This is a genomic window from Comamonas thiooxydans (assembly GCF_000964545.1).
GTDB lineage: Bacteria > Pseudomonadota > Gammaproteobacteria > Burkholderiales > Burkholderiaceae_C > Comamonas > Comamonas thiooxydans.
Genome location: NZ_BBVD01000004.1, coordinates 470751 through 487380, shown reverse-complemented (window position 1 = coordinate 487380; position 16630 = coordinate 470751). Strand labels below are relative to the sequence as shown.

The window sequence follows — 16630 nt, the reverse complement described above, 5'->3', positions numbered from 1 at the left end:
CTGGTGCCCGGCATGCATCTGTAGAGCAACGCTTGTCGTGCGCGGGCACCGGAAAAGGCCTAGCGCGTATGCTTATGCCCTGTAAAGCGCACAACAGGCTCCCGTGAGCGTCCGGCGTCTGCGCCGTTGCTGGCGCGCACTGATTTCTATGAACCAACTGCATTTGTTTCTGCCCTGCGCCGCCGGCGTCGAGGGCTTTCTGGCCGACGAGGTCCACGCCATCACCGGCGCCTGCGGGCAGGATCTGCTCGTGGGCCGGGGTGGCGTCATGCTGCGCGGCATGTGGCGCGATGCCATGCTGCTCAATCTGCACAGCCGTCTGGCCCAGCGCGTGCTGATCGAGCTGTCGCACACCATGTACCGCAGCGAGAACGATCTGTACCGCGCCGCCAGCGAGGTGGCCTGGGAGATCTGGTTCACGCCCAAGGAAACCTTCAAGATCGAAGTCACGGCCCAGCACAGCCCGCTGACCAGCCTGAACTTCGCGGCGCTCAAGGTCAAGGATGCGATCGCCGACCGTTTTCGCGCCAAGCGCAACGGCGTGCGCCCCAGCGTCGAGACCCATCACCCCGATGTGCGCGTGCACCTGCACCTGACGACCGACGGCGCCACCATCTATATCGACACCTCGGGCGAGGCGCTGTTCAAGCGCGGCTGGCGCGAAGACAAGGGCGATGCCCCGCTCAAGGAAACCCTGGCTGCGGCCATGATTGCTGCCTCGGGCTGGAACCCGCATGGCGACAATCCCCAGCCGCTGTACGACCCCTGCTGCGGCAGCGGTACCCTGGTGATCGAGGCCGCGCAGATCGCGCGCAAGATTCCAGCCGGCATTCTGCGTCGCTTTGCGTTCGAGAAGCTCGTGCCCTTTCAGCGTCATGTCTGGGAAGCCATGCTGGATGAGGCAGAGAGCCAGATCCTACCCGAATCGCCGGTGGGCATTTACGGCTCTGACATCGCCTTCCGCATGGTGGACTTTGCCCAGCGCAATGCCGAGCGCGCGGGTGTGTCCGATACCGTCAGCCTGCGCGGCGGCGATGCCTTGCAGCGCATGCCGCCCAGCGAGCAGCCCGGCATGATGCTGCTGAACCCGCCCTATGGCGAGCGTATCGCGGCTGCCGGCAGCGCAGGCCGCAATGCGGCCGAGCGCATGGGCCAGGTCGAGCGCGCAGGCCGTGAAACCGCGCAGACCGAGGACGGCGGCGAATTCTTCAACCAGCTGGCCAGCCACTGGAAGAAGAACTACAGCGGCTGGAGTGCCTGGATGCTGACGCCCGACCTCAAGCTGCCCAGCAAGATGCGCCTCAAGGAGTCGCGCCGCACGCCCATGTGGAACGGCCCTATCGAGTGCCGTCTGTTCCGCTTCGACATGGTCAAGGGCGCGGTCAAGCCACGCAAGCCCGCAGACGATGCTGCTCAGAGCGGCAAGCCGGAAGGCCGGCCTCAATGAAGATCGCTCCCCTGCGCTGGCCGGCCTGCAACGCCGGCTACGACGGCCCTTTGCCGCGTCCCATGATTCTGGACACCAATGTGGTGCTGGACATGCTGATTTTTGACGATCCGGATATTCCTGCCATCCGCGAGCTGGTTGCCCGTGGCGAGGTGCGCTGGATTGCCGACGAGGCCCAGCGCATCGAGCTGGGTCGCGTGCTGCACTACAGCCAGATTGCGCCGCGCGTCAGCTACTACGGCAAGACGCCCGAAGGCGTGATGGCCGCTTTTGATGCAGCCGTCGAATATGTGTCCGCCGCACCCAAGATTCGCTTCACCTGCACCGATCCCGACGACCAGCATTTCCTCGATCTGGCCAGCCAGCACAAGGCCTTGCTGGTTAGCAAGGACAGGGCCGTGCTCAAGCAGCGCAAGCGCGTGGCAACGCACTATGGCGCGACGGTGGGCAATGTGGTGGTGATGGAAGAGGAGCGGCTGGCCGCCTAGTGTGACGTAGCAAGGCGTGCACCCCGGTATCGACTGGCAGCGCTACTTGGAGCTGCTGTGTCAAACAGGCTCTTGCACCTGTTTTTGCCTGAGTATTGCCTCCGTTGCCTGCTCGTTGGCTCAGTCGAAAAACCGCATGTCCGCATAAGGCCGCAAGCGGCATTGCGCCAGGCGGCTTTCCAGCGAACCGACATGGGCTTCGAGCTGGTGGCCGTCCGGGTCCAGAAAGTAGAAGGAATCGCCTTCGCTGTGGTTGCTCTTCCACTCCCGGGCCCCGCATGACCTGGCATGCTCCGCAAAGTGCGCGAAGTCCTGCTGAGCAATGGTGAATGCGTAGTGGGTGTAGCCAGAGGTGCGGACCTGACTTCGCTGTTCGTCTGACGACAGGCACAGCCACAGATCGCCGAGCCCCAGATAGGCACCCGTATCCCACTGCGCGCGTAGACGAAACCCCAGCACGCGCACGTAGAAGTCCACGCTGCGCTGCAGGTGCGTGACGGCAAGCGTGAGGTGATTCAATCCGGTAAGCATGGTGGCGATGGGCATGAACAGCACAAGGCGTGGAGTGTGCCATTGCCATGCATCACTTCGTTCTGGGCAGCCACGGCACGCCGTTGATATGGCTGCCGCCATCGACAAACAGCGTATTGCCCGTGACATAGCGGCAGTCTTCGCTGGCCAGGAATAGGGCCGCGCCGCCAATGTCCTGCTCGGGATCGCCCATATGGCCCATGGGGTTCAGGCGCAGCATGTCGGCTGCGTTCTCGGGCTGGCTCGCCGCAAATCTTTGATAGGCTTCGGTGGCCGCGCCGGGACACAGGGCGTTGCAGCAGATGCCAAAGGCCGCCCATTCGCGCGCGGCAGAGCGGGTGAGCGTGCGCAGCGCTTCCTTGGCCATGTTGTAGTCCGCCGAATAGGGGTGGGCGTTGACGCCGTTGAGCGAGCACATATTGATGACCCGGCCCCAGCGTCGCTCCTTCATGCTGGGGAAGACTGCCTGCATGGCCCAGAGCGCCGATTGCGCACCTATGCGCCAGGCCCAGTCGGAATCGAGATCGCCGAGCGTTTCGACCCTGGCAAAGCCGGGCTGGCTGCCGGGGCGCCGACCCCAGGCATTGTTGACGAGGATGTCGATGTGGCCGAACTGCGCCAGGGCGGCATCGACCATGCTCTGCACGGCGACATGCTCGCTCACATCGGCCACGGCATGTCCCACCTGAACGCCAAATTCGGCGCGGATTTCTGCGGCGGCCCTGGCACAGGTTTCGGCATTGATATCGGCCAGCCACAGGCTGGCGCCTTCCGCCGCAAAGCGGCGTGCCACGCCTTTGCCAATGCCGGCACCTGCGCCCGTGATCAGGGCTACGTGGTCTTGCAGTCGGTTCATTGTTCAGCTCTTCCTCGTTCCATGGACGAGTCACTGTGCAGTGCCGCCGGCGCTGCGACATCGTCGAATCGGACGAGAAATCGGCCCAAGATTGTGGCGGCCGAACCACCCATGGCTGGCCCGGATTTGCCCATGCGGATTAGGATTCATGCCGCAGGGACGACCTTGCCAGGCCATGCGATGCATGGCCTGTATTCCTGCCGGGACGGCCTGGCCATTTGATCTTCAAAGAGGTTTTCTATGGCTTGGGTTTATCTGCTGGTGGCCGGCGTTCTGGAAGTGGTCTGGGCCTTCACCATGAAGCAGTCCCATGGTTTCACCAACCTCAAATACAGCGCCATCACCATCGTGGCCATGATTGCCAGCTTTGGCCTGCTGTCGGTGGCCATGCGCACGCTGCCCCTGGGCACGGCGTATACGATCTGGACCGGTATCGGCGCCGTGGGTGCATTCCTGGTGGGCGTCACGGTGCTGGGCGAGCAGCTCAGCGCCATGCGCGTGGGAGCGGCTGTCCTGATCGTCAGCGGTCTGGTGCTGATGAAGCTGTCGGCGGAATGAATGCCCGGGCTTCGTCCCGGCCAGCGCTGCAGTCCCATGTGGAGGTTGCGCCCGATCTCCTGGCGTGAATGGCGACGGGGGACGAACGCGTGGGGTGAAGCGCATGGCGCGACAATAGCGGGATGACATCCTCCACGACGCCCCTGCATCCCAGCGCAGCTTCGGCCCGCAAGGCCCAGCCCAAACTGACCACGCTGGACAAGACCCGCATTGACGACACACGTATCAAGATCGTGCGCCCGCTGCTGACCCCGGCACTGCTGGAAGAGTGGTTGCCCGTGACCGAAGAGGCGCAGCAGCTGGTCGAATCCAGCCGAGCCGCCATCTCGCGCGTGCTGCATGGCCAGGATGACCGGCTGGTGGTGGTGGTCGGGCCTTGCTCCATTCACGATCACGATCAGGCCATGGATTACGCGCGCCAGCTCAAGGTCCAGGCCGATGCGCTCAAGGACGATCTGCTGATCGTGATGCGGGTCTACTTCGAGAAGCCGCGCACTACAGTGGGCTGGAAGGGCTATATCAATGACCCGTACCGCGACGGCAGCTTTGCCGTCAACGAAGGGCTGGAGCTGGCGCGCCGCCTGCTGCTCGATGTGCTGGCGCTGGGCCTGCCCGCGGGCACGGAATTCCTGGATCTGCTGTCGCCGCAGTTCATCAGCGACCTGGTCAGCTGGGGCGCGATTGGTGCGCGCACCACGGAGAGCCAGAGCCATCGCCAGCTGGCCAGCGGTCTGAGCTGCCCTGTGGGCTTCAAGAACGGCACCGATGGCGGCGTGAAGGTGGCCAGCGATGCCATTTTGGCAGCCCAGTCCTCGCATGCGTTCATGGGCATGACCAAGATGGGCCAGAGTGCGATCTTCGAGACACGCGGCAATCAGGACTGCCACATCATCCTGCGCGGCGGCAAGGCTCCCAACTACGACGCGGCCCATGTTCAGGCCGCGTGCGAAGTGCTGGAAAAAGCGGGCCTGCACCCGCAGGTGATGATCGACTTCTCGCATGCCAACAGCAGCAAGCAACATCGTCGCCAGATCGATGTATCAGCGGATGTGGCCCAGCAGATTGCGGGGGGCGACACACGCATCACCGGCGTGATGATCGAAAGCCATATTCACGAAGGCCGCCAGGACATTGTCGAAGGGCAGGAGCTGCAATACGGTGTCTCGCTCACCGATGCCTGCATCAGCATGGAGCAGACGACGCCGGTGCTGGAGCAACTGGCAGCCGCCGTGCGCGCACGTCGCCTCAAGGCGGCCTGAGGTAGCCGGACGAGGCTGGATGAGCAAGAGGCGCTGCGGCGCCTCTTGTTCTTTGTGCTTTGTGCGTTGTGCTTTTCAGGCACCCTGCCTTGTAGATCTTGGGGCGGCCGCTAGTGCTTTCAGAGATCCAGCGTCAGCTTGAGCATGTCTTTGTGCTGCACGCCGCGCTCCCACAGCGGGGTGGTGTAGTTCTGCAAAAAGAAGTCGCGCTCGATGTCGGTGACGCGAAACCCCAGGCGTTGATAGAACAGCAACTGGTCGCCAAAGCTGCCAGTTCCCACTTCCAGCTGTTGTACGCCGCGTTCGCGCATCTCACGGATGGCGCGCTGCAGCAGGGCCGAACCTATGCCCTTGCTCTGCCAGGCCGTGGACACGGCCATATTCATCAGCTCCCATCGGTGAAGGCCGTCGCCCTCGGGGACCAGCACGCATACGCCGATCAGGGCACCGAGGCCGCTGGGCGTGAACTGGGTCGTCTGGCGCGCTCCAAAACAGGTGGAGCCGGGCAGATAGCGCTTGACGCGCTCGCGCGAGGGGTCGGCCAGCAGCAGCAGATGCCAGGGGGCTTCTGCGGGGTTCATGGTGGTGATATGCCAGGAGTCGGTCGTGCCCGGGCCGGTCAGCGTGGAGCTCATGCGCGCACTCCCTTGCGGCGGAAGGCGGGCGCTGCATATCGGCCGGGCTGGATGTCGGCATTCACTCGATGGGACGCAAGCCCGTCCATCTGCTGCAAACCACAATCTCGCGCCATTTCCACTTTCCACCTGCGGGAGTTGTGAGCCCGCCACAAATATTGTCAACAGGCCATAGCGTAGCAGTCGGAGGGCAAATTCGGTGACCTACTGGTGAAAAGTACAGCATTCTGCGGCAATTTTGATGCAGGAATCTCGCAAATATTGACCTGCACAGGCCTTGCAACTGCGTGAGCAAGTACTTCGAGTCAGTGCGCTGACGAGTCTGACGTCCTTTGCGCAGGACGGGCTTTGCAAAAACGAAGATAGTGGTTTATACTTAGCCACAAGGGTTAACCCTTAAGGCTTAACCCGCGAATGACAGTACATGAGATGCGTGCTGTCCATCGCTTGAAGTGCATCTCTTGATTTCATAGAAAGCTCATCATGCGCCAAGCTATCAACTCCCTGATCGAATTCATCCAAGAAGCTCGCGAGTTCCATCTGGACCTGGCCAACCAGTAATCACGCACTGGTTCGAGAAACAGCCGCCGCTCAAGGCGGCTTTTTTTCGTCCCGAAAGAGATGATCAGGCCGCCAGCAGGCCCTGTTTTTCTATGAAGGTCACCACCTCGTCCAGACCTTCCAGTGTCTTGAGATTGGTCATCACAAAAGGCTTGAGCCCCTTGGGCGTGGTGCGCTGCTTGATGGTGTCGCTGCGCATGATGTCCAGATTGGCGCCCACATGGGGGGCCAGGTCGGTCTTGTTGATGACGAAGAGATCGCTCTTGGTGATGCCGGGGCCGCCCTTGCGCGGAATCTTCTCGCCTGCTGCCACGTCGATCACGTAGATGGTCAGATCCGACAGCTCGGGGCTGAAGGTGGCCGCCAGGTTGTCGCCGCCCGATTCGATGAAGACGATGTCGGCATCGGGGAAGTCCTTGAGCATGCGGTCGATGGCTTCCAGGTTGATGGAGGCGTCCTCGCGAATCGCCGTGTGCGGGCAGCCGCCGGTTTCCACCCCCATGATGCGCTCGGCGGGCAGGGCACCACTGATGGTCAGCAGGCGCTGATCCTCCTTGGTGTAGATGTCGTTGGTGATGGCAACCAGGTCCCATTTGCCGCGCATGGCCTTGCAGAGCATCTCCAGAATCGTGGTCTTGCCCGAGCCCACGGGCCCGCCTATGCCCACGCGCAGCGGCGGCAGCTTCTTGGTGCGGTTGGGGATATGGTGCAGTGCGGTCGACATGGTGAGTTCTTTCGGGGGTGAGAGGGTTGCGATCAGCGGGCCTTGCCGTAGGCACGCTCCACCTTGGCAATGCGCAGCTCGAAATGCTGGTACCAGGCGGTGTGACCTTTTTCCTGGGCGATCTGGTGCTCGGCGTTGTGCTTCCATTGACGGATGGCTTCCTCGCTTTCCCAGTAAGACACGGTGATGCCGAAGCCCTGGGCATCGCGGGTGCTTTCAGCGCCCAGATAGCCTGCTTGCTGGCCGGCCAGCTCCACCATGCGGTCGGCCATCTCGCCATAGCCCCGGTCCTCCTGGGTGCGCTGGGAGGTGAAGATGGCGGCGTAGTACGGTGGCTGGGGTGTGGCGGCAAACAGTGCAGACATGGCGGACGAAGGTTCAGCTACGGAAAAGTCGAGAATACTGGTGTTCATGCTGGGCCGAGAGAATGGCCAGCATGGGCGAAAAAGCCTGTCTTGCGTTGTCCGGCAATGCCAGCGCGTATTCGACGGCGGCAGGAATCTCGGAAGTCAGTCGCGCCAGGATGCGCTGGCCGGCGCTCTGGCCCAGGGGCACGGTCTTGATGGCGGCCTGAACCATGTTCTCGGCCCAGCCAAAGGCATAGGCCAGCAGCGCATCGCGCGGCGTGGCTCCGGTGCATTGGGCCGCCAGCGAGAAGGCGATGGGGTAGCTGGCATCCTGCGCGGCCAGCCAGTGGACGCAGGCCAGAGGGACTGCTTCATCGGCGTAGCGGTTTTTCAGCCACTCGGTCAGCGAGCGGCCCATCTGCTCGGTCTGCAGGCGCAGCTCGCTGGTTTCGCGCGTGACTCTTACCCACTGGTTGAGGCTGGCGATGCGCGCCAGATCGGCGCCTTTCCAGGCCGGCATGGCCTGCGCAATCAAGGCCATGTCCCCGCGCGACTGGGTCAGATGCAGCTGCTGCACCAGCCAGCCGGCGGCCTCTGCTTCCGTTGCGACCAGCGCCGCATTGATGGCTGCTTCAAGCCCTTCCGAGTAGGAAAAGCCGCCGATGGGCAGGGCCGGCGAGGCCAGCCACATCAGCTGCAGAAAGCTCTGCGCGCCAAGAGCCAGCAGTGGCTCAGTGGGCGTGGTCATGCGAGTGTCCATGGCCGTGATGATGGTGGCTGTGGCCGTCATTGGTCACATGGCCGCCATAGGCGCCTCCTTCGGGCTCGAACGGCAGATCGGCTTCGACCACCGTCATATGCATGCTGCGCAGCATATCGGCCAGCACATGGTCGGGTTCGATCTTCAGGTGGTCGGGCTGCAGCTCGATCGGCACATGGCGGTTGCCCAGATGGTAGGCCGCGCGCATCAGGTCAAACGGCGTGCCATGCTCGGCGCAGGCCGTGATATGCAGCACTTTTTGCGGCGCGGCCAGCACGCGGATCAGGCTGCCGTCTTCGGCCACCAGTACATCGCCGCCGCGCACAGCCTGGCCGCGTGGCAAGAAGACGGCCAGCTCGCGACCCTGGCTGTCGGTGGCGGCGAAGCGGCTCTTCTGACGTACGTCCCAGTCCAGTTCCACGGACGCGGCGCGTTTGAGGATGACGGCGGAAAGGCCCTGGCCCTGGAGCAGCAGTTTGTTGGCAGTCAGCATGGTGAACTCACAATGAAATAAAAGGCCCGGACCAGATTGGCGCGCATGTTGCATGCGCTGCGCATATCAGTGATTTTGATGGACAACTCTTTTGGAAACTTCGACAGAAATGGCCGCCCCGACCTCTTTGCATGATGCGCCTGCCGACTGGCAGGGCTGTGGCGCAGCCTATGTGGCGGTGTATGGCACTTTGCGTGCCGGTGGCATCAACGATATTGCAAGGCTCCAGCCGGGCGTCGCCTGTGTCGGCAGGACCCAGCTGACCGGCATTTTGCATGACCTCGGCTGGTACCCGGGCCTGAGGCTGCAAGGCTCGCAGACCGTGCTGGCCGAGGTCTACCCCATGGACGCAGCGCTGGAGCGGGCCATGGATCGCATCGAAGGCCTGTGGCCCGAAGACCTGGGCGAATACGTCAAGCGCATTCTGACCCTGCCCGTGATGCTGACCCAGGGCGGTCAGCAGTCCATCACTGTGCTGGTGTACGAGGCCTTGCCCGCCACCGTGAGCGCTGCGCCGGAGCTTGCCGTCAGTGACTGGCTGGCCTGGTTTGAGGGCAAGGGCATGCAGCATCCGGATTCGGAGTTTCAGCTCAACACCGCTCAGAACAGAAAATAGCGCTGTGCCATGGGCAGGCTGACCGCGGGCTCGCAGGTCAGCAGATCGCCATTGGCGCGCACGGCATAGGTCTGGGCATCCACCTCCATATGTGGCGCCAGATCGTTGTGGATCATGTGCTGCTTCTTCACATTGCGTATGCCCTTCACCGCCGACAAGGTCTTTTGCAGGCCGAAGCGCTGGCCGATGCCGGCGGCAAGTCCGGCCTGGGAGACAAAGGTCAGCGAGGTCCTGGCAAGCGCTCCGCCAAAGCTCGCGAACATGGGGCGGTAATGCACGGGCTGAGGCGTGGGAATGGAGGCGTTCGGATCGCCCATGGCCGCCATGGCGATGCTGCCGCCCTTGAGTATGCAAAACGGCTTGACACCAAAGAAGGCCGGCTTCCAGATCACGATATCGGCCCACTTGCCCACCTCGATGCTGCCCACCTCGTGGCTGATGCCATGGGCAATCGCGGGATTGATGGTGTATTTGGCGATGTAGCGCTTGATGCGGAAGTTGTCGTTGCGCGCGCCGTCACCACTCAGGGCGCCGCGCTGCAGCTTCATCTTGTGCGCCGTCTGCCAGGTGCGCAGTATGACCTCGCCCACGCGGCCCATGGCCTGGCTGTCGGAGCTGAACATGCTGATCGCGCCGATGTCGTGCAGGATGTCCTCGGCAGCAATCGTTTCCTTGCGGATGCGGCTTTCGGCAAAGGCCAGGTCTTCGGCAATGCCGGCGTCCAGGTGGTGGCAGACCATGAGCATGTCCACATGCTCGTCCAGCGTGTTGATGGTGTAGGGGCGCGTGGGGTTGGTGGAGCTGGGTAGCACATTGGCCTCGCCCACCACCTTGAGGATGTCGGGCGCATGGCCGCCACCCGCGCCTTCGGTGTGGAAGGTGTGAATGGTGCGGCCCTTGAAGGCGGCCACGGTGTCCTCCACAAAGCCGGACTCGTTGAGCGTGTCGGTGTGGATGGCGACCTGGGTGTCGGTGTCTTCGGCCACATCGAGGCAGTTGCTGATCGCTGCCGGCGTGCTGCCCCAGTCCTCGTGCAGCTTGAGGCCGATGGCGCCGGCATTGATCTGCTCGTGCAGGCCGCCGGGCAGGCTGGCATTGCCCTTGCCCAGAAAACCCAGATTCATGGGGAAGGCGTCGGCGGCCTGCAGCATGCGTTCCATATGCCAGGGGCCTGGCGTGCAGGTGGTGGCGAAGGTGCCGGTGGCCGGGCCGGTGCCGCCGCCGATCATGGTGGTCACGCCGCTGGTCAGTGCTTCTTCGATCTGCTGCGGGGCAATGAAATGGATATGGGTGTCGATGCCGCCTGCGGTGACGATATTGCCTTCGCAGGAGATGATCTCCGTGCCCGGGCCGATGATGATGCTCACGCCCGGCTGAGTGTCGGGGTTGCCGGCCTTGCCTATGGCCACGATGCGGCCGTCCTTGAGGCCGATGTCGGCCTTGACGATGCCCCAGTGGTCCAGGATCAGTGCGTTGGTCAGCACGGTGTCGACCGAGCCGCCGCGAGAGGGCCCTGTTCCCGTCCCGTCGCGTGTGCGCTGGCTTTGCGCCATGCCGTCGCGGATGGTCTTGCCGCCGCCGAACTTCACTTCCTCACCATAGCCGCCAGCGGCCAGGGTGTAGTCTTTTTCGACTTCGACGATGAGCTCGGTGTCGGCCAGGCGCAATCGGTCACCCACGGTGGGACCAAAGGTTTCTGCGTAGGCTCGTCGGTCCATGGTGGCCATTGAGGAATCTCCGATTCAGGTGTTCAGCGCAGGGACTGCTGCTGGGCTGCCGGTGGCAGGGCGGCGGGGCTTGTGCTGAGCAGGTCGCGCAATGTGCCCAGTGCCAGGGCCAGCAGCAGGGCAGCGCAGCAGCGGTAGGTAAAACGGCTCCAGTGCGCGGCAGGGCGGCGGAAAAGCCGGTCCACCAAGGCAGCGCAGACAAAGCACCAGAGCAGGGACGAAGTCATGAATCCCGCGAAGAAGACCCCGTAATCGCTGGCACCGGGCTGGGCCACGCCCACCGCCCCGAGGGCGCTGCCCATGGCGGCCCAGTAGGCCAGGTTCTGCGGGTTGGTCAGCGACAGGGCCATGCCGCGGCGCAGGGCCTGCTTCTGCGTGGCGGCGGCGGTGTTTGAAGCATCGAGCCGGTGTTCGGTACGCGCGGCCTGCCAGCTGTCCCAGGACAGCCAGAGCAGGTAGGCAGCGCCCGCCAGGCCAATCGGCCAGCGCAAGGCGTCGATCTGCATGACCAGACCAATGCCGGCCAGGCCCAGCAAGGCCCAGCTCGCATCGCCCACCAGGGAGCCCAGCTGCACGGCCAGCGCCGGACGATAGCCGCCGCGCACACCTTGGCGCACGGTCTCTGCAAACACTGCTCCGGGCGCTGCGTTGAACACCAGGCCCAGCACAAAAGCAGAAGCAAACAGCATCAGCATGGCAGGTCAGTCCCTGGAATCTGCGGGCAGTGGGCCCTGGACCAGACCGCGAAAGCCATAGATCTGGCGGTCGCCGCCGATCTCGACCAGCTCCACCGTGCGTTGCTGGCCCGGCTCGAAGCGCACGGCCATGCCGCTGGCAATATTCAGGCGCATGCCGTGGGCGGCGGTGCGGTCGAAATCCAGGCCCGCATTGGTTTCGGCGAAGTGGTAGTGCGAGCCGACCTGAATCGGCCGGTCGCTGGCATTGTTCACCACCAGCGTGAGCGTGCTGCGGCCGGGGTTGAGTGCATGGCTGCCCTCGTCAAGAATCAATTCGCCGGGAATCATCTTTCGTTTCCTTGCGCAAAGGCATTGTGCTGCGCTGTGCCGAGGTGTGTCATATCAGACCAGTTTCGTCAGCATGAAAGCGCCGAGTGCGGCAGTGGCAGCACCGCCGAACCTGGCCAGCCACTGGTGGCGCTGCATGACGGCATGACCGAGCACCATGCCGGCGATATGCAGTGTGGCCGAGCCCAGAGCAATGCCCAGCAGTGCACCGAAGGCAGCCAGGCCGCTGTCTCCAGCCAGCTCAAAGCCGTGCGCAGCGCCGTGGAAGAAGGCAAACACCGCAGCCAGGGCGGCGGCTGCGCCCCAGGGCATTTTTTGCTGAACCAGCACCAGCAGGCCCAGCACCAGCACGGATGCGGCAATCATGGGCTCTACGCCCGGCACCCACAGGCCGGCAAAGCCGGCCACGGCACCCGCCACCAGCAGGGCCACAAAGGCCGCAGGTGCACGCCAGGCCGTGCGCAGGCTGGGCATGGTCAGTGCGCTCCAGGCGCCCACAGCCAGCATGGCGGCCAGATGGTCGGCGCCGGTAAACGGGTGGGCAAAAGCATGACCCAGACTGTCGAGAAAGTGGTGATGGCTGCCTGCATCGGAGCCCATATGTGCGAGAGCGGACAGGGGCAGTGCAGTCGCCGCGGCGGCTGTGGTGACAAGGAGCTTATTGAGTTTCATAGCTATCTGCGCTTGATGGGTAAGGGTTTGATGGCTGAAAGGCTCGAAGTCTCTGGACGCTGCTTCAGGCGATGGGCTCATGCACGGTGACCAGCTTGGTGCCATCGGGGAAGGTGGCTTCGATCTGGATGTCGGGAATCATCTCGGGGATGCCCTCCATCACATCGGCGCGGGTCAGCACGCTGCGGCCTTCGCTCATGAGCTGGGCCACGGTCCTGCCATCGCGTGCACCCTCCATCACAAAGGCACTGATCAGCGCCACGGCCTCGGGGTAGTTGAGCTTGAGGCCACGAGCCATGCGCCGCTCGGCCAGCAGGGCCGCAGTGAAGATCAACAGCTTGTCTTTTTCGCGTGGTGTCAGTTCCATCTTCTTCAATCCCTCAGTCGGCACGCGCATCCGGCAGGGCTGAATGAACGCGAGGAGTCAGTTTCATGCCCTTTTATGTAGCAAGTGCCATGCCAAAGGCCAGTCTTTATTGCCAGCATGCAGGCAAGTCGCCGCAGATGTTTTGCACCTTGTTGGTGCTGTCGGCACGCGGTTATGCACCACGGCGTATCGGCGAGGCAGCGATGGTGCTTTGTGGTGCATTGTCGAGCCGTAGCGGTGCATTGCATGGCACGAACTTTGCTGTTCTGGTGCATGTACAAAAGACCATTGAATAAGGGCGTCGCTCAGGGCCTGGGTACCAGGGCAAGACTCGGAGTGCTGGTCTTGGGCGGTACGCTGTGGATGGCTTCGGCCGTACAAGCGCAAACAGCCGAGGAAGGCGACAAGGTATTGCCCGAGGTGAGGGTGAATGCCCTGGTCAAAGGCCAGGCGCTGGATGAGTCACAACGCGCGTTTTCCGTCACCGAGTTCAGGCGCGACGAAATTCGCGAGCAACCCAGACAGGAGGTGGAATCGTTGTGGAGCCAGGTACCCGGCATGCATGTCAATCACTACCAGCTCAGCGGTGTGGCCAACGGGCTGGTGCTGCGCGGCTTTGGCGGAGGTGGCCACGGCGGTGATGTGGCGGCCACACTGGATGGCATCCCGCTCAACGAAGCCATGTCGCATGCGGATGGCTATTTCGATCTCAATGTGGTGGTGCCGCTGGAGCTGGACAAGGTCAATGTCTATCGCGGTCCCGTGTCGGTGCTGCAGGGCAATTACAACCGCGCAGGGTTGCTGGAGCTGCGCACGCGGCGCAATGGCAGCTATGCGGAGTTCGATGTCAGCGCTGGCTCGCATGGCATGTTCGATGCACAGGCAGCTCTCGGGCGCGAGCTGGAAGGCGGCGATCAGCTCAACCTGGCGACTCAGCATGCACGCGGTGATGGAGCGCGGCCCGCCTCGCGCCATGAGCGCAGCACCATCAGCGGCACCTGGAAGCACCATGTGCATGAAAAGCTCGATATCTCGCTGTCCGGTCGCTGGCACGAGGCGCGTGGCGACTCGCCCGGCTATCTGACCGAAGCGCAGTGGCGGCAGGACCCACAGGGCAAGGACAGCCGCGTGGTGGGTGATGGTGCCAACAAGCACTTTGGCACGCTGCGCCTGGATGCGCAGTACGCACTGGATGCAGATACCCGGCTGCTGGGTTTTGTCTACGGCACGCAGCAGGATTTTGTGCGCTGGTTCACGCGCCCGCGCAGCGCCACCTGGATGCAGCGCGAGGAGCGCTACGACCGCAGCGTGCTGGGAGCAGGGCTGAATCTCAGCGGCAAGTCGCTTCTGGCGGCGCGCGAGCTGAACTGGATGCTGGGCCTGGAGCAGGTGCGCGAGTCCACGGACTATGGCTACTGGGATGGATTGCTGGATCGCCGGCGTACCGGCCCTGCATTGAATGATCGCAATACACGGCTCGACAACACGGCGATCTACGGCCAGGCTGGCTGGCAGCCAACGGCCTGGTTGCAGACCACGGCGGCCTTGCGCTGGGACCACTTTGACGGCAGTTGCAGTCTGCTGGGGGCAGAGGCCAGTGGCGATGAATGCAGGAGCATGCAGGGGCGCAGCCATGCCAGCCCCAAGCTGGGAGCCCTGGCGCAGCTCAATGCCCGGACGGCCGTGCGGGCCAACTGGTCGCAAGGCTTTGCGTTGCCCAGCGACTTTGCCAAATACGCGCTGCGCAACAGCGACCTGCATGCCAATATCTTTCGCCAGAGCGAGCTGGGCGTGGAGTGGAAGCCATCGGCCCATTGGCTGATCGATGCCTCGCTCTACCGCATCAGCTCCAGCCATGAAATACGCAATACGGCACCTGGTGAGTATGAAAACCTGGGCGCGACCGTGCGCAAGGGTGCAGAGCTGCAGCTGCACTGGCTGCCCAGTCGCAACTGGCATGTGGAATGGACTTATGGCCACAATCGCTCCGAAGTCACGCAGAACGCGGATGCCGCACTGCTGGGCCGGCGCGTGGTGGCCGTGCCTGAGTACACCAGCACCTTGCATGCGCGCTGGATGCCGCGTGGCGATGTCACCTTGCATGGCGTGTTGCGCCATGTGGGGCGTGCGCCCATCAACGCCAGCAATACCGAATGGGCCGGCAGCTATCGCTGGCTGGACCTGGGTCTGCAATACCGATTGCCCGCAAGCCTGGCGCGCAATGCCAGCCTGAGTCTGTGGCTGCGCAACGCCGCCAACACCCGCTATGCCAGTACCACCACCATGATTGCCGGCCAGCGTCTGGTCGCCCCCGGCGCGCCGCGCAGCGTGCAGCTGGGCCTGCAGTTTTCCTTATGATTTCCGGAGCTCCCATGTCTGTTTGCAGCACACGTAAAAACATCATCGCGCGCATTCTGTGCACCACGGCCGCTGCCTGGCTGCTATGCGCCAATCCGGTCTCTGCCCATAACGTCTGGCTGGAGCCAGATGCGCAGGGTGGCTATGTCATGCAGTTTGGCGGTCATGAAGGCAGGACAGAAGCCTTCGATCCGGCCAAGCTGCAGCGTGTGCATGCTTATGACCTGCGCGGCCGTGAAGTGCCCGCCGCCGTACAGAATGTGCAGGGTGGCATCCGTATCAAGCCCGATGCCAGTGCTGCGCTGATCGCAGTGGAACTCGATAACGGCTATTTCAGCAGTGCCAGGGCTGAGGGCGCAATGCTGCCTCTGCCCATGGATCAGAACCCCGGTGCGGTGCGCGGCGTGCATGCGCGCAAGTTCCACAAGACCGTGGTGCGCTGGGGCGCCGTCATGCAAAAGCCGCTTGGGCAGATGTTCGAGGTGGTGCCGCTTCAGGGGCAGTCTCCCCATGCCGGTCAGCCGCTCAGGCTGCAGGTGTTGCTGCATGGCAAGCCGCAGTCTGGCGTGAGGCTGTCCTGGGGGGAGAACGGCTCTCCCACGATGACGGACGCGCAGGGTCTGGCGATCATGACGCCTGCTGTCGGCAGCAATACGCTGCAGGCCATACTGCGTCAGCCTGTGCAGGGCGACCCCAGGACAACCGAGAACAGCTACGAGTATCTGCTGCGCTTTGCCGTGCATTGATGAAGCTGCGTTCCGTCGGCTTTCGCACCGGAGCGCAGATTCTGCAAGGCATCCGCGAGGCGGCGATTTGCCGTGCAGATGAGCAAGCTGCATGTCTATGCAGTGCAGGACGGCAAGGCCAGCAAACAACTCGATCTGCTTTGCTGCAGACCAAGGCCGCTCTCGATCCGTGGACTGGCAAGCTGCGCAGCGCGGCCTTGCCGGCATGCCTGCAGCCGCTCTGAGGCGACAGGCTGTCGTGCACTTCAATAGTGCTGGCTGGTTTGCGCGGTCTGCATCTGGTGCATGCGGCACTGCAATGGTGCCTGCATGTGGCCGATGCTGATCGCACAAAGTTGCATTCGGCCTGTGCTCGGCAAAAAAGCGGCAGCAGCGCCGCCGTATGCAGTGAGCAAGCCATGGCGGGTGGTGCTGGCACGGTAATTGCACCTAAGTTTTTGCGGTCAATGTGACCGAACAA

Annotated in this window: 19 protein-coding genes and 1 pseudogene; 8 read left to right on the top strand and 12 right to left on the bottom strand. The window is 63.3% G+C overall.

Annotated features, from left to right (window positions below; translation table 11 throughout):
• Positions 1 to 148 precede the first annotated feature (148 nt).
• Entirely contained in the window at positions 149 to 1447 is a 1299-nt protein-coding gene (locus Cth01_RS07495; protein WP_045838842.1) for a THUMP domain-containing class I SAM-dependent RNA methyltransferase, read from the top strand.
• Complete coding sequence (locus tag Cth01_RS07490; protein ID WP_003068209.1) at positions 1444 to 1935, top strand: PIN domain-containing protein; 492 nt, start codon at positions 1444 to 1446, stop codon at positions 1933 to 1935. Before Cth01_RS07495 ends, Cth01_RS07490 begins: the two co-directional genes overlap by 4 nt.
• Before the next feature lie 120 nt (positions 1936 to 2055).
• Here Cth01_RS07490 and fos read toward each other — a convergent pair whose 3' ends face one another.
• Both fos and Cth01_RS07480 read right to left on the bottom strand, forming a co-directional pair.
• On the bottom strand, positions 2056 to 2466 hold the full coding sequence (gene fos, locus Cth01_RS07485) for a fosfomycin resistance glutathione transferase (RefSeq protein WP_045838869.1): 411 nt from the start codon (positions 2464 to 2466) through the stop codon (positions 2056 to 2058).
• Between the two features lie 52 nt (positions 2467 to 2518).
• On the bottom strand, positions 2519 to 3322 hold the full coding sequence (locus tag Cth01_RS07480; RefSeq protein WP_045838841.1) for an SDR family NAD(P)-dependent oxidoreductase: 804 nt from the start codon (positions 3320 to 3322) through the stop codon (positions 2519 to 2521).
• Positions 3323 to 3562: 240 nt separating this feature from the next.
• Here Cth01_RS07480 and Cth01_RS07475 point away from each other — a divergent pair, with 240 nt between their 5' ends.
• Both Cth01_RS07475 and Cth01_RS07470 read left to right on the top strand, forming a co-directional pair.
• A complete protein-coding gene (locus Cth01_RS07475; RefSeq protein WP_003068215.1) occupies positions 3563 to 3880 on the top strand; it encodes a DMT family transporter in 318 nt (105 codons plus the stop codon).
• A 122-nt stretch (positions 3881 to 4002) separates the two neighbouring features.
• On the top strand, positions 4003 to 5139 hold the full coding sequence (locus Cth01_RS07470) for a 3-deoxy-7-phosphoheptulonate synthase (protein WP_034355209.1): 1137 nt from the start codon (positions 4003 to 4005) through the stop codon (positions 5137 to 5139).
• 119 nt (positions 5140 to 5258) lie between these two features.
• Here Cth01_RS07470 and Cth01_RS07465 read toward each other — a convergent pair whose 3' ends face one another.
• The 5 genes and pseudogenes from Cth01_RS07465 to ureE form a co-directional block, all read right to left on the bottom strand.
• On the bottom strand, positions 5259 to 5774 hold the full coding sequence (locus tag Cth01_RS07465; protein WP_034395953.1) for a GNAT family N-acetyltransferase: 516 nt from the start codon (positions 5772 to 5774) through the stop codon (positions 5259 to 5261).
• A 625-nt stretch (positions 5775 to 6399) separates the two neighbouring features.
• Positions 6400 to 7059: an urease accessory protein UreG gene (gene ureG / locus Cth01_RS07460; protein WP_034377387.1), complete on the bottom strand. Its 660-nt coding sequence runs from the start codon at positions 7057 to 7059 to the stop codon at positions 6400 to 6402.
• A gap of 32 nt (positions 7060 to 7091) precedes the next feature.
• A complete protein-coding gene (locus Cth01_RS07455) occupies positions 7092 to 7424 on the bottom strand; it encodes an antibiotic biosynthesis monooxygenase family protein (RefSeq protein WP_034355202.1) in 333 nt (110 codons plus the stop codon).
• 13 nt (positions 7425 to 7437) lie between these two features.
• Positions 7438 to 8154, bottom strand: a complete 717-nt coding sequence (locus tag Cth01_RS07450) for an urease accessory protein UreF (RefSeq protein WP_045838868.1) — start codon at positions 8152 to 8154, stop codon at positions 7438 to 7440.
• Positions 8141 to 8659: pseudogene (gene ureE / locus Cth01_RS07445) on the bottom strand (urease accessory protein UreE); the annotation flags it as partial. The pseudogene ureE and the gene Cth01_RS07450, both read right to left, overlap by 14 nt.
• A 109-nt stretch (positions 8660 to 8768) precedes the next feature.
• Here ureE and Cth01_RS07440 point away from each other — a divergent pair.
• The gene (locus Cth01_RS07440; RefSeq protein ID WP_045838840.1) at positions 8769 to 9275 is read left to right on the top strand and encodes a gamma-glutamylcyclotransferase family protein; all 507 of its coding nucleotides are present in this window, start codon (positions 8769 to 8771) and stop codon (positions 9273 to 9275) included.
• Here Cth01_RS07440 and ureC read toward each other — a convergent pair.
• The 5 genes from ureC to Cth01_RS07415 all read right to left on the bottom strand — a co-directional run bounded on the left by ureC (position 9260) and on the right by Cth01_RS07415 (position 13066).
• Positions 9260 to 11002, bottom strand: a complete 1743-nt coding sequence (ureC, locus tag Cth01_RS07435; protein WP_034377384.1) for an urease subunit alpha — start codon at positions 11000 to 11002, stop codon at positions 9260 to 9262. The genes Cth01_RS07440 and ureC overlap by 16 nt on opposite strands.
• Positions 11003 to 11025: 23 nt before the next feature.
• The gene (locus Cth01_RS07430) at positions 11026 to 11697 is read right to left on the bottom strand and encodes a LysE family transporter (RefSeq protein WP_034377383.1); all 672 of its coding nucleotides are present in this window, start codon (positions 11695 to 11697) and stop codon (positions 11026 to 11028) included.
• A gap of 6 nt (positions 11698 to 11703) precedes the next feature.
• Entirely contained in the window at positions 11704 to 12027 is a 324-nt protein-coding gene (locus Cth01_RS07425) for an urease subunit beta (protein ID WP_034355186.1), read from the bottom strand.
• 54 nt (positions 12028 to 12081) lie between these two features.
• Positions 12082 to 12699: a HupE/UreJ family protein gene (locus Cth01_RS07420; RefSeq protein WP_034377382.1), complete on the bottom strand. Its 618-nt coding sequence runs from the start codon at positions 12697 to 12699 to the stop codon at positions 12082 to 12084.
• Between the two features lie 64 nt (positions 12700 to 12763).
• Entirely contained in the window at positions 12764 to 13066 is a 303-nt protein-coding gene (locus tag Cth01_RS07415) for an urease subunit gamma (RefSeq protein ID WP_003068240.1), read from the bottom strand.
• 65 nt (positions 13067 to 13131) lie between these two features.
• On the opposite strand from Cth01_RS07415, the gene Cth01_RS07410 reads away from it, so the two are divergent.
• The 3 genes from Cth01_RS07410 to Cth01_RS07400 are packed head-to-tail and all read left to right on the top strand — an operon-like array spanning position 13132 to position 16170.
• Positions 13132 to 13362, top strand: a complete 231-nt coding sequence (locus tag Cth01_RS07410) for a hypothetical protein (protein ID WP_034355180.1) — start codon at positions 13132 to 13134, stop codon at positions 13360 to 13362.
• Entirely contained in the window at positions 13355 to 15424 is a 2070-nt protein-coding gene (locus Cth01_RS07405; protein WP_233425124.1) for a TonB-dependent receptor, read from the top strand. Before Cth01_RS07410 ends, Cth01_RS07405 begins: the two co-directional genes overlap by 8 nt.
• 14 nt (positions 15425 to 15438) lie before the next feature.
• A complete protein-coding gene (locus Cth01_RS07400) occupies positions 15439 to 16170 on the top strand; it encodes a DUF4198 domain-containing protein (protein WP_034377432.1) in 732 nt (243 codons plus the stop codon).
• Positions 16171 to 16630 lie beyond the last annotated feature (460 nt).

What these genes read in the sequence shown, in the direction of transcription:
- Cth01_RS07430 (WP_034377383.1), bottom strand. Translation starts at nt 11,697, where the DNA reads ATGCTGATGCTGTTTGCTTCTGCTTTTGTGCTGGGCCTGGTGTTCAAC.
- Cth01_RS07425 (WP_034355186.1), bottom strand. Translation starts at nt 12,027, where the DNA reads ATGATTCCCGGCGAATTGATTCTTGACGAGGGCAGCCATGCACTCAAC.
- Cth01_RS07475 (WP_003068215.1), top strand. Translation starts at nt 3,563, where the DNA reads ATGGCTTGGGTTTATCTGCTGGTGGCCGGCGTTCTGGAAGTGGTCTGG.
- Cth01_RS07415 (WP_003068240.1), bottom strand. Translation starts at nt 13,066, where the DNA reads ATGGAACTGACACCACGCGAAAAAGACAAGCTGTTGATCTTCACTGCG.
- Cth01_RS07440 (WP_045838840.1), top strand. Translation starts at nt 8,769, where the DNA reads ATGGCCGCCCCGACCTCTTTGCATGATGCGCCTGCCGACTGGCAGGGC.
- ureG (WP_034377387.1), bottom strand. Translation starts at nt 7,059, where the DNA reads ATGTCGACCGCACTGCACCATATCCCCAACCGCACCAAGAAGCTGCCG.
- Cth01_RS07450 (WP_045838868.1), bottom strand. Translation starts at nt 8,154, where the DNA reads ATGACCACGCCCACTGAGCCACTGCTGGCTCTTGGCGCGCAGAGCTTT.
- Cth01_RS07490 (WP_003068209.1), top strand. Translation starts at nt 1,444, where the DNA reads ATGAAGATCGCTCCCCTGCGCTGGCCGGCCTGCAACGCCGGCTACGAC.
- Cth01_RS07495 (WP_045838842.1), top strand. Translation starts at nt 149, where the DNA reads ATGAACCAACTGCATTTGTTTCTGCCCTGCGCCGCCGGCGTCGAGGGC.
- ureC (WP_034377384.1), bottom strand. Translation starts at nt 11,002, where the DNA reads ATGGCCACCATGGACCGACGAGCCTACGCAGAAACCTTTGGTCCCACC.
- Cth01_RS07400 (WP_034377432.1), top strand. Translation starts at nt 15,439, where the DNA reads ATGTCTGTTTGCAGCACACGTAAAAACATCATCGCGCGCATTCTGTGC.
- Cth01_RS07470 (WP_034355209.1), top strand. Translation starts at nt 4,003, where the DNA reads ATGACATCCTCCACGACGCCCCTGCATCCCAGCGCAGCTTCGGCCCGC.
- Cth01_RS07480 (WP_045838841.1), bottom strand. Translation starts at nt 3,322, where the DNA reads ATGAACCGACTGCAAGACCACGTAGCCCTGATCACGGGCGCAGGTGCC.
- Cth01_RS07455 (WP_034355202.1), bottom strand. Translation starts at nt 7,424, where the DNA reads ATGTCTGCACTGTTTGCCGCCACACCCCAGCCACCGTACTACGCCGCC.
- Cth01_RS07420 (WP_034377382.1), bottom strand. Translation starts at nt 12,699, where the DNA reads ATGAAACTCAATAAGCTCCTTGTCACCACAGCCGCCGCGGCGACTGCA.
- Cth01_RS07410 (WP_034355180.1), top strand. Translation starts at nt 13,132, where the DNA reads ATGCCCTTTTATGTAGCAAGTGCCATGCCAAAGGCCAGTCTTTATTGC.
- fos (WP_045838869.1), bottom strand. Translation starts at nt 2,466, where the DNA reads ATGCTTACCGGATTGAATCACCTCACGCTTGCCGTCACGCACCTGCAG.
- Cth01_RS07465 (WP_034395953.1), bottom strand. Translation starts at nt 5,774, where the DNA reads ATGAGCTCCACGCTGACCGGCCCGGGCACGACCGACTCCTGGCATATC.